Annotated in this window: 9 protein-coding genes; 4 read left to right on the top strand and 5 right to left on the bottom strand. The window is 52.6% G+C overall.

What is annotated here, in order from left to right; all coding sequences use genetic code 11:
* Positions 1 to 196: 196 nt before the first annotated feature.
* The 5 genes from Pr1d_RS08635 to Pr1d_RS08615 form a co-directional block, all read right to left on the bottom strand.
* On the bottom strand, positions 197 to 1,021 hold the full coding sequence (locus Pr1d_RS08635) for an NHL repeat-containing protein (protein WP_148073160.1): 825 nt from the start codon (positions 1,019 to 1,021) through the stop codon (positions 197 to 199).
* A 60-nt stretch (positions 1,022 to 1,081) separates the two neighbouring features.
* Positions 1,082 to 2,944 carry a hypothetical protein gene (locus Pr1d_RS08630; RefSeq protein WP_148073159.1) on the bottom strand — a complete coding sequence of 621 codons (1,863 nt, stop codon included), beginning with the start codon at positions 2,942 to 2,944 and terminating at the stop codon, positions 1,082 to 1,084.
* A 208-nt stretch (positions 2,945 to 3,152) separates the two neighbouring features.
* On the bottom strand, positions 3,153 to 3,803 hold the full coding sequence (gene cmk, locus Pr1d_RS08625; protein WP_148073158.1) for a (d)CMP kinase: 651 nt from the start codon (positions 3,801 to 3,803) through the stop codon (positions 3,153 to 3,155).
* 60 nt (positions 3,804 to 3,863) lie between these two features.
* Complete coding sequence (locus tag Pr1d_RS08620) at positions 3,864 to 4,160, bottom strand: DUF5615 family PIN-like protein (protein ID WP_148073157.1); 297 nt, start codon at positions 4,158 to 4,160, stop codon at positions 3,864 to 3,866.
* A 7-nt stretch (positions 4,161 to 4,167) separates the two neighbouring features.
* Positions 4,168 to 4,506: a DUF433 domain-containing protein gene (locus Pr1d_RS08615; protein ID WP_168205130.1), complete on the bottom strand. Its 339-nt coding sequence runs from the start codon at positions 4,504 to 4,506 to the stop codon at positions 4,168 to 4,170.
* 383 nt (positions 4,507 to 4,889) lie between these two features.
* On the opposite strand from Pr1d_RS08615, the gene pilM reads away from it, so the two are divergent.
* The 4 genes from pilM (at position 4,890) to Pr1d_RS08590 (ending at position 14,840) form a co-directional block, all read left to right on the top strand.
* A complete protein-coding gene (gene pilM, locus Pr1d_RS08610; protein WP_148073155.1) occupies positions 4,890 to 7,112 on the top strand; it encodes a type IV pilus assembly protein PilM in 2,223 nt (740 codons plus the stop codon).
* Positions 7,113 to 7,138: 26 nt separating this feature from the next.
* The gene (locus tag Pr1d_RS26000) at positions 7,139 to 8,578 is read left to right on the top strand and encodes a hypothetical protein (RefSeq protein WP_210417926.1); all 1,440 of its coding nucleotides are present in this window, start codon (positions 7,139 to 7,141) and stop codon (positions 8,576 to 8,578) included.
* 54 nt (positions 8,579 to 8,632) lie between these two features.
* A complete protein-coding gene (locus tag Pr1d_RS25995) occupies positions 8,633 to 10,720 on the top strand; it encodes a hypothetical protein (protein WP_210417925.1) in 2,088 nt (695 codons plus the stop codon).
* Between the two features lie 475 nt (positions 10,721 to 11,195).
* On the top strand, positions 11,196 to 14,840 hold the full coding sequence (locus Pr1d_RS08590) for a type II secretion system protein GspD (RefSeq protein ID WP_168205129.1): 3,645 nt from the start codon (positions 11,196 to 11,198) through the stop codon (positions 14,838 to 14,840).
* Positions 14,841 to 14,861: the final 21 nt, after the last annotated feature.

The raw sequence follows: 14,861 nt of genomic DNA, 5'->3' as shown, positions 1-14,861 counted from the left end.
GCGTCCCAAGCAATAAAGGAATGTCCGTTTTCCGATTACCAACCGAGGCAATCGCACAATAAAAACGGGCGTAGGGAAAGCTCGTTATCCTAGCAAAATTTCCGAGAGGCTTCAATCGGGTTAAGACCTTGCCAGCAAGGCGATTAAATGGGGATACGGGCCCCTAGATTTTCTAAACTGACCACCGCCCCAATTCTCAGCCCAAAACCCTACGATTTAGTAAGTGGCGGGACGATTGCGCGGCCGCGATGAACAGAATGCAGAAGCAAAGCAACATGGTTGTGGGCTCAGGAACATCGGTGAACGCCATCCCCGCGGGGCGTGTGAGTGATGACCCCACAACTGTGAGGGCTCCGCTGGTCAAATTAATCTGGTAAAGACTGTAGCCAAAGCCGAGTCCGTACATGATACCCGAGTCGGGATCAAAGGCCATGTCTTCCATACGCGTGAGCGGCATTGTCGCAATGGTTGAAGTGACGCCCGATTGTTTGTTGACAGAAACCAGCACATTGCTATTTGCTACGCCGAACAGATTTCCGAGCGAGTCGAATCCCAAAGCTCGATCGATCGCCAATGCAGTTGGTCCCACGAGAGTCGTTGCGCCAGTCTGATTGTTGATTTGATACAGATTTGCTGTCGACGCACCATAGAATGCCCCTGTCAGTGGATCGATGGCCAAGCTGCGAATCGCTTCCGGTGCGTTGATGGAAGTTGTTGCCAGAAGTTGCTGACTGAATGGATCGATGGACACGAGCTGGTTACCCGCTAGAGGGTTCCGTACTCCCCAGATGACACCCGGTTGGCGCATAGGGTCTGAAGCCATGTCGTCGACAGACGCCGATCCCACGGCACCAATATTTATCACAGGTGCTACCGCGCCTGTTGCGATGTCAATGGGCGTTAGACCAATGTTTGAACTACTTCCCGAATAAGTACCCCACAATTGTGAGCCGGAGGCGGCGGTTATAGGACTTGCCAATGCAAGCAAAAGAGACATCGCGATGCGTCGTGAGAAGTACATCTTGTTACCTTAACTCTTTGGCACAGGACTGACCAGTCAATTCACAAGAGAAACCTGCCCTTATTCTGCTTCAGAGGTCGCCTCCGGCACCTCGATCAACGTCACCGACTGCTTGAGATACGTCCTCGGCATTGGACCTTCCTTCACCAGCGATAGCTTGGAATCATAGAAATCGAACTCTTCAACCACATTGGCTACGCTTGGCAAGAGAGCGATTATTTCTGTGACGGGCTTGAGCTGGTCCGTATTGGCATTTCCGCCCACCATGCCAAGAAACAGCGGGGCGATGCCTCCCACTTTGCGAATCATGTCGGCCCCATTTTCGATACTGGCTCGTAAGTTCGTATAGGAAAGGGATTGCACGGCATCCTGAGCTGGCAGGTGGAACTTGGCAAAGTGTTCGCTGGTGCCAATTCGCTCGGCTTCGCCAGCACGAGCAGCCAGAACCCGTTCAATGGTGTTGGCATTCGAACCGATCATGAGCCAACTGTCATGAAAACCGATAACCGGCTTCAAGTTGAATGCGCCGAGGATTGAGGCATTTAACGTTTCAAATCCATCCAATGATTCTGATTCGACCAAAGCCAACTGCTGAGACTCTAGAGCTGGAATCTGACTGAGTCCTTGAATCAGGCGATGCAACAGGTCTCGGATACGCTCCGGATTGGTACAGCGAATCGCAGTAAAGTTCTCTTGCCCGCCCCCCTCACTGGGTAGTGTCACGGAAACACTTTCCCCACTGAAGGACTGCAAGATATCTTTATCCAGGTGCAAATCGATTTGATCCTGCACCTCTGCGAACTTCTGCAGGGCATCTTTCGTTTCAGGAAACTGGGAATTCAAGATCTCCATGAGGTGATCGTAGGCCGCGTGCAGCCGCACCCCTGAGGAGAGGGTATAGCCTTCGGCATCGGCGGGGATCCAGCTTTGCCAATCTTCAAAAGGTTTTCCGCCAAGGGCTAGTTGGCCAATGAGCGTGTTCTCAGCTCCCTCTTCATAGCGACCGAGTGAATCCGAGCGGTTTTCATGCCCGTCGGTTGTCTCAACGGTGACTTCGTAATCGATCACCGAGACTTCATCCATCACCAAATTGAAGATGTGGTTGAAGCGGGCGAGGTTTTCTTCATTGTTATTTGCCTTTGACTGCTGGCGGATGAAATCACCGAGTCCACGCAATTTGGAAAACAACTGCTTTCCATCAAAAAAGGTCAAACTGTCTTCGGGAGTAGGTAAGTGCTTGAGTGCTTCAACGAGGCGAGGGTCATCAAATTTCGAGACCGCATTTTCGTCTTCCAGTGCCGATAGTGCGGTAGTGAGCATGGATTGGGAGGTCGAGAAGAACACCACGTCGTCGATTCTGGCACACGAGGGCTGAAGAGGAACTTCAGCCGGCAAGCCCATGGAAAGGATCTGCGTCTCTCCGTGCTGAATAGTGCTCAGAGGAACTTTGCCCTCGCTATACTTCTCTACTAGGGCAAACAGATTCTTGAAGGTTGCCTCGAACTCGGGAGCGCTACCCTCAGGTAGTCTCAAAGCTACCAACGACTGATTAGAGGGGAATTGCATGACCTGGGCGACGACCACTTCTTCACAATCCCAGATAGCTACATTCGAGAGAGGCTCTAGGGCTGCCCGGAATTCATCGATCACGGACTGCGCCTGAGTCAGATCCTTTTCAGACATCCGCGAAGTGATAATCTTCAAAAAACGGTCACCTAACTTCTCTTCCTTAAACTTGCTCCAGACATTGGCGAAGAGAGGCCGTTGATAGTCTCGCTCGGGATTATGCCGAGCATAGACAACCAGATGAGCATCCTGGGGAGCAATACGGCGGAGATCCAGCTCAACTGCTGTTTCCTGGGTATATGCCCCTTGCGAAGCTATTAGTAAGAAAAAGGCTAGAGACGCGGTGAAAGCTTTCATCTTGGAAACCTCCCTTTGAAAAGCAACTGACTTGTAACAGGCACCCGTATTCTCTACCAGAATGCTGTGCAATACCATCCTCCGAAGTCTGGAGGATATGTAGGGGTTTCGCAGCTTTGCGGAGAATCTTGGCGAGAATCGACTAGGAAAAAGCAAAAAACAGACAAGACGCTCTGCTGGTGCCTTGTGAATCTCGGCCAACGATGAATTAGTGCATCCGCTCGCGGACGAGAGCTTCGAGTCGTTCGACTACCTGTGCGGGGGTCATCCCATTGGTGTGGATCTCAATCGAATCATCTGCCTTGCGCAGGCCACCTATGCGGCGTTCTTCATCTTGCTGGTCACGAATTCGTTGGTTGTCGAGTACCGAATCAAGAGTCACTCGCTCACCTCGCGAAACCAGGTCGAGAAAACGGCGCTGGGCTCGCACCTTTTCATCGGCAGTCAGGAAGATCTTACACTGAGCTTGGGGAAAAACGACCGTTGCCTGATCGCGTCCCTCAGCAACGACGTCCTGGCCCTCGGCAAACTTGCGTTGAGCCTCGACGAGAATCTTGCGGACCTGCGTATTGTCAGCAGCATATTTGGTGAGTTGGGTAATCTCGACGGTGCGAATCTCTTGGGTGACATCCTGTCCATCAAGAAGTATTCGATCTTGGCTCAACTCAATCTGGCTTTTTTGGGCAATTTGGGCCAACTGGTCAGGAGCGTCCCAATCGACATCCTCCCGCTGGCCGGCAAGCGCCACTGCCCGGTACATTGCCCCAGTGTCCAGGAACTGAAAACCCAACCGCCGGGCAAGTTGGCGAGCCGCACTACTTTTTCCTGACCCGGCGGGCCCGTCGATTGTTACGATCATGCGTCCAGTAGAGCCAAGGGAGTTCGATAGGTCAAAGTGCAATGTAAATCGGCCATGTTCTCAGAGGTAAAAGATCTTACCACGAAACTCCCCAGCTTCCATGATGAAGCACATCGCATCAATATCGTTGACAATTCGGCCGAAATGCTTGCCCGAGGCCCAATAGATGACCCCAGGATGATCAGACTCCGTTTTGAGCAGCCTCAAGAAGTCTGCATCAGCAGTAACGATTACGCGATTTTCAGCTTTGCAGAACGCAACTTGCTCTTCATCGCTAGAACCGAGCATGTCCATTTCCTGCGAAGTGGAGCAAATACGGTCACGGCGACGTAGGCCCGCCGCAATATCCGTTGTCACACTCTCGTCAAGATGGAACCTGGGAATCGGCGGCATCCGAGCTCAATCCATTCACAATCACACTGGTTCCGGTCAACTCTTTCTTAAGTGCCTCGACATAGGCTTCGTCCTCGCGGATACAGTCCCATACGGCTTGGCGATTTTCAAAATAGTACGCCAAAGCTCCATGCACCTGAGCTAAAGTCAAATGCGGAAGGCCCCGTACGATTTCTTCGGCAGCCTGGCCGAGGCGATCGTGATAGAAGACCACGTCTTGGACGCGCACACGAGTACCGGCTATGAAAGGCCGATCTTGGCCATCACGGTTCTTGCGAATCTCGATGTATTCTGGTTGCGAGGCGTCCATATGTCCTATTCTAGCCTGTTTCCACATCGCGAAGCAAACTCATTGTCCGTGGACTGATAATTGGAAATTGTCCCATAGAATTCTACATTTCCCCATCAAACCGCCTGTTCTTACCCTTCCTCCCCATCCATGGCCACCAATTCTATACAAATCGCAAATTCCGACTAAAATAGGTGGGGAGGGGGAAGTTTCCTTCTCCGAGGCAATGTCCATGTTTCTGTAATTTGAAACAGAAAATTGACGAATCCTTCCGTGAAACGATAAACTTGTCATAGAGGCAATTCGAGAAGCGCAGCGCTGGTTGGCTATGCCGCAACGTCATTGATCCGTTGTGGCAGGAGACGCACAGTCGCGTATGATTTTTGGGAACAGGGGTGCAAGGTATGGCGAAGAGTAACGCCGTCTGGGGAATCGACATTGGCCAATGCGCGCTGAAGGCGCTTTTGTGTCGGCCCCATGAAAAAGAGGCCGATCGCATCATCGTCGAATCCTTCGACTACATCGAGTATCCCAAGATACTTTCTCAGCCCGAGTCCGAGCCAGAAGAACTCGTTCGGGAAGCCCTCTCACAATTCCTGTCACGCAACGAAGTGGCTGGAGATCGGGTCGCGATTTCTGTTGCTGGCCAGAACGGTTTGGCACGATTCATCAAATTGCCACCGGTCGAATCAAAAAAGATTCCTGATATTGTCAAATACGAAGCTCGCCAACAGATTCCCTTTTCACTCGACGACGTGGTCTGGGACTATCAGCAACTCACCGGCGGGAGCGAGGAAGATGGCTTTGCCTTGGAGCCTGAGGTCGGCATCTTTGCGATGAAGCGGGATCAAGTCGCCAGAGCGCTCAAGCCCCTGGAAGAAGCGGGCATCGAGGTTGATTTTATCCAACTCATGCCTTTGGCGGTCTACAATTTCGTTTGCTTCGACCGACTAGGAGATTTCAAGTCAGGCACCTACGATCCCCAGAATCCGCCCGACTCGACGGTCGTTATCTCTTTGGGAACCGACACAACGGACTTGGTGGTAACGAACGGCTTCAGGGTCTGGCAGCGAAACATTCCCATCGGAGGTAGCCATTTCACGCGTGCTTTGAGTAAAGAGCTCAAGCTCACTTTCGTCAAAGCGGAGCATCTCAAGCGGAATGCCACCGAAGCAGACGATCCCAAAGCAGTGTTCCAGGCCATGCGGCCAGTATTCAGTGATTTGCTGTCTGAGATTCAGCGATCGCTGGGCTATTTCACGAGCATCGACAAAGCAGCCAAGATCGGCAATGTATTGGCCCTGGGCAATGCGATGAAACTGCCCGGCTTGCAGCGGTATCTTTCCCAAAACTTGGACCATGAAGTCAAACCAGTAACGGAGTTTCAGCAACTCAGTGCCGGCAGCGCTGCAGGAAAGCCCCAGTTCAAGGATAACACCTTGAGCTTTGCGGTCGCCTACGGTTTGTGTTTGCAGGGACTGGGAAAAGCAGAACTAAGAACCAATCTCTTGCCTGAAGAAATCGTTCGCACACGCCTCGTCATGAGCAAGAAGCCCTGGGCAGTGGCTGGTGCGGCGGCCATTTTGGCGGGGCTTACTTTCAACTACTTCTCCCATGTGTCTGCCTGGCGAGAAACTGACAATGAGGCGATGGCAGCAGCGGAAAGCCGAGCACAGTCCGTGCAAACCACTGCCACCGGCTATCAAAGCAAGAAAGACAGCATTCACAGTGAGTTTGAGACGGTCTCACTGACTGGCGAGAAGCTTATCAGTAATGTGGAAGGTCGTTTGCGCTGGCTTGAACTGTTTAAAGCGATCGATAGCGCCCTCCCCAAGGATCCGCGCCCTGCCAAGGAGCGTAAAGAGACCGAAGAGGACATCAGCAGTCGAGAAGAGTTGCATATCGCTGCAGTGGAATCTCAACAATTCCCAGAATTGAGTGAATGGTTTTCCCAGGTGGAGACGGCCTACACAGAAGCTAAGGGGATAATGGCCTCCTCCGATGCAGAGGGAGACATGGGTGATCCGGCTGCGGAAATGGACCCGATGGGTATGGAGCCTGGAGCTGAAGGAGAAGAAGGCGCTCTCTCCGGCGCCGGTTGGGTCATTCAGCTTACTGGACACCACTATCACAACAGCAAGGCGGATCGCAGCAATCAGATGGGAGAGTTCGTGAAGAACACCCTGATCACGAATCTCGAAGAAGGAACGGTCGAACTCCCTGATGGTGAGAATGGCGAAATGATTGAAGTGCCCATCAAGGATTTGGCGATCAGCCATGTTTGGCTGGTCAAGGATCAAAAACTGCGGGACGAAATCATCGATCCTGAGGCAAACTTGACTGGCACGGCGACCGCGGGAGGCTATGGAGGCGGATACGGTGGAGAAGGTGGCTACGGTCGTGGCGGAGCAACCATTACTGCTGGTCAAGATGGTGAGAAATCCAAGTTAATCACATTGAGCCGGTTCGATTTCATCGTGCAATTCGTTTGGCAGCCTAAAACTCGCGCCGAACGTCAGGAGCTGGCCTTAGCGCGTCGAGAGGCCGCAGAGGCAGCCGCTGAGGCCGCGGCATTGAATGCAGAAGACGAGAGCGCTGCCGAGTCAGAATTAGAACCTGAAAACTAAGTCAAGCTTTGTAGTTGGAGTCCGTTATGGATCAAATTCGTGCGATTCTAAAAGTGATGTGGAAGCAGAGATTCTGGATTCTCAGCGTAGTCGCTGTGATCATTGCAGTCGTCTGCTGGAGTATGGCCAAAAACGACTTGGACGCCAAGTTTACTCAGCGCCAATCAGTGATCAAGGATGCATTTAGCAAGATGCAAACTCTCGCTAGCTCCCAATCCTTTCACAATAATGACGTGATTGAGGTGGACAAGAAAGAACTTGTCGCTCAGCAAAAATACGTGCTGGATGTGTGGAAAGACCTCTATGAACGCCAGCGAAATGCGGTGCTTTCCTGGCCCCAAGAACTCGGCGAGGAATTTATCGATTACATTGACAATCGCAAGTTTGGTGATTCGATCAGCAACAAAATGCGTACCATCTATCAGAACTACATTGAGAATCGCATTGATGGACTATTGGATATCGTCAAAGCTCAGAAGATCGAGGGAGCTGCAGCAGCTGGAGGCTATGGCGGACGCGGCGGCGGATATGGTGGCGAAGGTGGTTATGGTGGCGAATATGGCGGAGGCGCCGGATATCAGCCTGGCCAACCAGGAGCCGAGGATGAAGATTATCTGGTCCAATGGCTCGATCAGGGGAGCCTACGTGAGAAGCTCTTTTTCGGCAACAAACCATCGTCGATGGAAATCTGGGTTACCCAAGAAGACCTCTGGGTCTATGAAACACTGCTCAACGTAATTGCCAAGACCAATGAAGCTCGCAAGGCGACTCGTCCAGACAATACGGCAGTACGGGTGATCGCCGCATTAGAAGTAGGGCAAGCCGCTTCCATGGCCTCGACCCAACCTGGCCAAGTCTATATGCCAGCGCCAACTGGTGGTGGTGGAATGGGCGGCGAAGGTGGGTACGGTGGTTATGGTGGAGAAGGAGGCGGCTATGGTGGCGAGCGTGGTGGTTACGGTGGTGAAGGGGGTGGCTATGGTGGAGGCTACGGCGGTGAAGGAGGCTATGGCGGATACGGAGGGGAAGGAATGGAAGGAGGCGGGGGTGATGATGCCCTATTGAACAATCGCTATCTTGATGAAGAGGGCGCTCCTCTCCCAGCAGGCGAACCTGAATCCTTTGGCGCTGAATTTCGCCAGTTGCCCATTCGCATGTTGTTGGTCATGGATCAGCGCTGGCTCCCTCATCTGTTGGTCGAATGTGCCAACTCGCCACTACCCATCGAAGTCAACCAAGTGCGAGTCAATCCCGGCAACGCGCTAGAAGGATTTGGACAGTCGGGTGGTATGAGTGGCGGCTATGGCGGCAGCGCTGGCCTGAATAATCTCGATTTAGGATCTTCTCCTTCACTAGCTCAAATCGAAGTGAAGGGAGTTGTTTACATCTATATGCCACCCGACGAAGAACAGCTTGGCACACCAAGTGCGGAATTAGCTGAAGCAGATATTGCAATCCCTGAGTGAGCCTGTGAAGCTGCCTCGTGGGGCTGGAACAAAAACAATAACGGAGCATTGACCATGAAAGCAAATCTCAAAGGTGGAAACGCGATTGTTCGTTTGTTACTCGCTCATGGCGAGAAACTCGGCATGATAGCGATACTGGCTTGTGCGGGATGGTTGCTGTGGTCGGCTATGGGTGTAAGTCGGCTAGAGTCTGGAAAAGACCCGGCGACTCTCACTAATCTGGCACAGCAGGCGGAGGACCACATCAAGAGCTTTACATATCAAAAGATTGCCGAGGTAGCTCCAGAGGAAGTGCTTAAGGCGGATCCTCTCGATGTGGAGTCGATGAAGCCACCCTCCAAGGAAGACTTTCCTCGGATAGCCCCCCTTAACCGACCTGTTATCCAACCCATGGGGCCACGTACGGATCCCGTTCTCTTGGCACCTGAAGATCTGGAAGTTAACTCTGACTCCGGTCTGTGGGCGTCTGCAAACCCAGATCAGATCAAGCAACGACAACTCGAAGCCGCCGCTGAAAAGCAACGCCAAGAGCGGGAGATGGAAGCTGAGCAAGCGAGGAATCGAGATGAAGATGGCGATAGACGTGGCAGGGGAAGAGGCAGAGGCCGTGGAGAAAGAGGCGACAGAGGCCGCGACGAACCTCCGACACGGAGTCGCAACGATTCCATTGTCGTTCCGCCTCAGGTAGGCATCGCGCTGCAGGGATTTGAAACCGTCCGGCCCCAGTCCTGGGTGACCGTGCTGGCAAAAATTCCCTACGAAGCTCAAAACCAGATGTACGAAGACGCGCTCCAGTCGGCACGAGGCTACGAGCCCCAACGGGATATGCCCATTTATCTCGGTTACATCGTCGAGCGAGCGGAAGTCACCAACCAAGGCCAAGGCGACTGGGAGGTGATTTCCTCCATAAAAGAATCGACTCTGCAAGAAGAGCTTGCCACGTATCCAGTGAATCCTCCGGAAGTGGTGGCCAGCCGCTTCGTTCACCCGTTACTCACGCATCCTTTGCCGCCACTAATCCTCAAGGAATGGGACAACCGTGTGAGCCACTCTTCGATGCCATTGGCTGTCGAAGATGCTATTCTCGAAGCGGAAAAACTCGAAGCAGCGGCCGAAACTCCAGTCGAGGAGGATGCCGAAGAAGACGAAGGATTTGGTCGAGCTCGCATACCTGAAAACGAGATGGGAATGGGACGAGGTGGGGAATTTGAGGGTGGCTACGGCGGTGGACGAGGTGGCTACGGCGGTGGCTATGGTGGCGAAGGAGGCTACGGCGGTGGCCGTGGAGGCTACGGTGGTGGTTATGGCGGTGAAGGAGGCTACGGTGGCGAAGGAGGCTACGGTGGAGGATATGGTGGTGGACGAGGTGGCGGCTACGGATTAGGTGCCGGAAGCGGTGTTCAGATTGCTGATTTCGTTTGGGACCACAAGACCTCCAACGTATTGCTACGCTTTTTTGATAACAGTGTCGAACCGGGACATCGCTATCGCTATCGCGTTCGTTTAGCGCTCGCTGATGTCAACAATCGAGTCTCTCTGTCCTATCTCGACCCCTCGGTCAACCAGCGTCGAGAGAAGCTCTCGAAATCGCAAAAGCGTTATCGCTTGACCGATTGGAGCAAACCGAGCCCTGTGGCAAGTGTACCACTACCGGCCCGAATCTATCTGGCGAGTTCCGAGCCCGCAAAGGAGACGAGCTTCAATTCTCAGCCAGAGGTGGAGATGATTATTAAGGCACTCAATAGTGAATACGCGGCAGAAATTGCTATTAAAGAGTCCTTCATTCGCGGCAGCGTAATGAATCTATTGGAAAAGGCGATGATCATTTGGTCGAATCGCTACCCACAGGATGATCCTGAATTTAAGGCCCCTGAATTTGATTTCCGAACAGGTGCGACAGTAATCGATATGCGTGGCGGTGAAGATCTTTCTTCCAAAAATCGTGATCTGATTGCACCGGCCCGCGTGGTCCTGATGGATGCTGCTGGAAAGCTGAGTATTCAGCAAGAACTGAAAGACGAACCTACTGTCAAGGAATTTGATGCCATCATTGAACAAGGTCAGAATGACCGTACGCGTGGTGGTTATGGCGGCGAAGGGGGCTATGGGGGTGGACGACGAGGAGGTCGAGGAGGGTTCTGAAATAGCGAACCTACTTTTCCTAGCAGTTGGCGGAAGCCGATGGTCGATTCCCCAACACCATCGGGTTGCCCCGGCGGCTATTTCGAAATCTTGTTGCGCTGTTTTTCTAGTTTCTATCCGTTGGCGATAGCGACGCTAGCACAGAATTTTGTATCACTTGCGACTCAAATTTTCTCAAATTTGCGTCCGTTCTATTTCTGCACTTGACGCTAATCTACCTGCCAAGTATTTAACTGCCTCTCGTCTCCAAGGAGACTTGGACAGGTCCTCCGAAAGAGGGCAGCGGAACGTACCTATTTACGCAAATATCAATCGGGGTGGTTACACCTCGGCAGTCGATGTGAATCACGCTTTATTGAGACACATTTGCTGACGTGGTGTTGCGAGACTCAGCCAAGGATTAGGCACAGATCTCGAAAGGAGTATCGAGTTGAACCGGTTCATCAAAAGAGTTGGTTGCTGCTACGTATTGTGGATGATTGCCATTTTAGTACCGGCAGCACCTTCAACAGGAGCGGAGACGTACAATACTGCGCAATCTAGCGCTGTACTGACCCTGTCTGACGTAGACTCATTGCTGTCGCGAACCAGGCAGGCGATGGCCCAGGGGGATTACTCCCTGGCAGATACCTTGCTGCAGCGCGCCGAGAATGCGAAGCCGACCTATCCGGTCTTGCATTTTGGGGATACTCCAGCGCGGGTGCGTAGAGATCTCGATAAGCTCATCAGCAACCGCCCCAGCGGATCGGTGCAGAAGTCCGCTTCCAATCAAGTCGCGAATCCCTTCGCCAATCCTGAACAGGTCGTGGCAAAGGAAACTAGTAGTTCCAATCCAGTCGCTACTCAACCGAAGAGTCGTGAAGCGTGTGATCGTTTGCTTTTGGCTGCGCGCCAATCCTTGGTGGTGGGTGATTTGCCACAAGCTGCCAAGCATCTAGAGACGGCTCGAACTTTCCAAGTGGAATATGCCGAGTCGGAAGACTCTCCCACGCGAATTGCCCAATCGATCGCCGAACTCCAACATTTGGAATCTACGAAAGACAACTCTGCAAGTTGGAAACACAGTTACGCAAAGTTTCTTGTTACTCAAGGAGATGCCCTGCTCAATTGGGGTGATTTGGAGAATGCCGAACGCGCGGCTTCCGAGGCAGCCGGTTTGAATTCTGCCTTGGGAATCGAAGACACCAATCCAATCAAACTTCTCAGCCGGATTCGTGAGACGCGCAGAGCCAAGCTTGCTCAATCCAACGCAAACAACGTCACTGTTGACCAAGTCGCGGCCAATACAGCAGAACCTCAAGGTTCTGCTGCCAATCGAATGCTCCTCGATCAGTCCGTCGCGCCCGCCGCGGCCGCGGTGCCTATTGATTTGACCCTGCCAAATCTCGATCAAACACCTGCCATCCCCAAAATTGCTCAGTTGCCTACCACGGAGCCAGAGCCGTTACCTTTGGCTGAAGATGTGGTGACTAAAGATCTGGCACCCGAAATGATGGATCCCTTTGCCCTGTTGCAAGAAGGGGAAGTTGCTCTGCGCGCTGGAGACCGTGCCCAGGCACTAAAGTTATTCCGTCAGGCCTACAAGCGTCGGGGTGAGCTCGACCTGACCAACCAGCAGCAGCTGCAGGACCATTTGCAGATGCTGTCAGCTAGTCCCGAAAAGAGCCCTTCGAGCGCAACAGGAAATACCCTGATCGACGCCGCCACAAGCGGACAGGTCGTTATTGCGCGCCAGTTGGCTGCGGAAATCGGCAAGCGCCAAACCGAAGCAGCCAAGCTTCGTGAAACCGATCCTCGCCAGTCTCTTGCAATCCTGGAAGAAGCGGGCGAGTTGGTCACCAAGTCAGAATTGGACCAGAGCACCAAAACTCAACTCCAGCGTCGGCTTGAGCTAAGCATTGCCGAGACACAGCGCTACATCAAAGAACACCAATCCGAAATCGAACTCGACGAGGCCAACAACAAGGTCCTGGAAGAAGTCGATCGCAAACGCGCCGTCAAAATCCAGGTTCAAGAGAAGATCGCCGAGATGGTGGATCAATTTAACAGGTTAATTGATGAACACCGGTATGCCGAGGCAGAGGTGGTCGCGCAACGACTTTATGAGATGGCTCCTGAAGAACCAGTTGCTCAGCAAGTATGGCAAAGTGCGAAGTTTATCCGCCGGGAGAAGCTCAATCAAGAAATAGCCAATATTGCCGAAGACGGATTCATGCGGGTGACCCAGGACATCAGGCTCACAGCCGCCGAAGGCATGAGAGACTCCAATGATCCGATCACCTATGATATTGAGCATTGGAAAGACATTCCAAATCGCAAAGGCTCTAGCGATCGCAATTCTTATCGCACTGAACGTGAGCTAGAAATTGAGCGAAAGCTTCGTACGCCGGTTTTACCCAGCTACAACAACATGCCTCTCTCCGAGGTGGTCGATGGATTGTCGAAGCTTGCCGGGATAAATATCCATCTCGATCCTCGCGGTTTGAGCCAAGAGGGAGTGCAAAGCGATGCGACAGTTACCCTCAACCTGGGCAAAGAGATTTCGCTTAAGAGTGCCTTGAGCCTGATTCTTGAGCCATTGCATCTCACCTATATGATCAAAGACGAAGTTCTTAAGATCACGAGTGAGCAAATCCGCGATGGCGATCTTATTACTCGCACCTATAACGTCGCCGACCTCGTGATTCCAATTCCCAATTTCGTACCTAGCAACAACATGGGTTTGCAAGGGCTGATCAACGATGCCTATGCGGCCGTACCGTTCAGCAATGGTGCCCGACAATCGGCTCCCGTTGCGATGGTTCCAGGTGCTCCTCCACAGGATGGCATGATGCCAGGTGGTGCAATGGCCCAGCAATTCGGAGCAAACAGCGGCGCGCCCGGTGCATCGTCGGTTCCCATGGGAGGTGGTCCAGGTGGACTGGGTGGGGCGGCGAATGCTGACTTCGATTCTCTCATCGATCTGATCGTGACGACCGTGGAGTACGACAGTTGGATGGAGAACGGTAGTGGTGAAGGAGAAATCCAACCCTTCCCCACGAATCTCAGTCTCGTGATTAGCCAGACTCAAAAAGTCCATGATCAGATCCGTGACCTGCTGGAACAACTGCGTAGATTGCAGGATCTACAGGTCACGATCGAAGTCCGCTTCATTCGTTTGTCCGACCAATTCTTTGAGCGAATCGGTATCGATTTCGACTTCAATATCGAAGACGGAACTCACATAGCGAATCTGACGAATACGGCTAATCCTGTTTTCGAGCCTAGTCGAGCCAGTGCAACAGTCGGTATTTCCAGCAATCCAACCGGTTTGACGGATCCACTGCCTGACTTCACGGTCGATCTCGACATCCCCTATCGCAATAATTCGTTCAGTTTGACGGAACCCACCGTTGGTGGATTCCAGGATGTCGGCTCGTTTGGATTCGCGATCCTAAGCGACATCGAAGCATTCTTCTTGATTAATGCGTCGCAAGGAGACCAACGCTCGAACGTGCTGCAAGCCCCCAAGGTAACGCTCTTCAATGGCCAGCAAGGTATTGTGGCTGACACCTCCTTGCGACCGTTCGTGATTAGTGTGATTCCTGTGGTCGGAGAATTCGCGGCCGCACAACAGCCGGTGATCGTGGTGCTATCAGAAGGTACCTTGTTGACTGTCCAGGCCGTCGTCTCTGACGATCGTCGTTATGTGCGACTCACGCTGGTTCCATTCTTCAGTCAAATCGGTGACGTGGATACCTTTACCTTCGAAGGATCAGAAACGACCTCGGTGAGCAACAGCACCAATTCGGGTCAGGATGGCAATGACGAGACTGAGGACAATGCAGAACAGATCACCCGGAGTGGTACGACAGTTCAGTTGCCGACGTTCCAGATCATTACCGTAGCGACCACGGTCAGCGTCCCCGATGGGGGAACCGTTCTGCTAGGCGGAGTGAAACGGTTGAGTGAGCAGCGGAGCGAATTTGGCGTCCCGCTGTTGGGTAAGATTCCTTATGTGGATCGACTCTTCCGCAACGTTGGCATCGGACGAGATACCAACAGTTTGATGATGATGGTCACGCCTCATATCATCATTCAAGAGGAAGAAGAGGAACGCCTGGGAATTTCGCAGGAGTAGGTGGAGAAAATGACGAATGAC

Source organism: Bythopirellula goksoeyrii, from assembly GCF_008065115.1.
Lineage (GTDB): Bacteria > Planctomycetota > Planctomycetia > Pirellulales > Lacipirellulaceae > Bythopirellula > Bythopirellula goksoeyrii.
Note: the sequence above shows the minus strand (reverse complement) of the source record. Positions and strands in the feature narration are given on the sequence as shown.

Coding starts and splice junctions, on each gene's coding strand:
- Pr1d_RS08635 (WP_148073160.1), bottom strand. CDS start 1,021: ATGTACTTCTCACGACGCATCGCGATGTCTCTTTTGCTTGCATTGGCA.
- Pr1d_RS08630 (WP_148073159.1), bottom strand. CDS start 2,944: ATGAAAGCTTTCACCGCGTCTCTAGCCTTTTTCTTACTAATAGCTTCG.
- cmk (WP_148073158.1), bottom strand. CDS start 3,803: ATGATCGTAACAATCGACGGGCCCGCCGGGTCAGGAAAAAGTAGTGCG.
- Pr1d_RS08615 (WP_168205130.1), bottom strand. CDS start 4,506: ATGGACGCCTCGCAACCAGAATACATCGAGATTCGCAAGAACCGTGAT.
- pilM (WP_148073155.1), top strand. CDS start 4,890: ATGGCGAAGAGTAACGCCGTCTGGGGAATCGACATTGGCCAATGCGCG.
- Pr1d_RS26000 (WP_210417926.1), top strand. CDS start 7,139: ATGGATCAAATTCGTGCGATTCTAAAAGTGATGTGGAAGCAGAGATTC.
- Pr1d_RS25995 (WP_210417925.1), top strand. CDS start 8,633: ATGAAAGCAAATCTCAAAGGTGGAAACGCGATTGTTCGTTTGTTACTC.
- Pr1d_RS08590 (WP_168205129.1), top strand. CDS start 11,196: ATGATTGCCATTTTAGTACCGGCAGCACCTTCAACAGGAGCGGAGACG.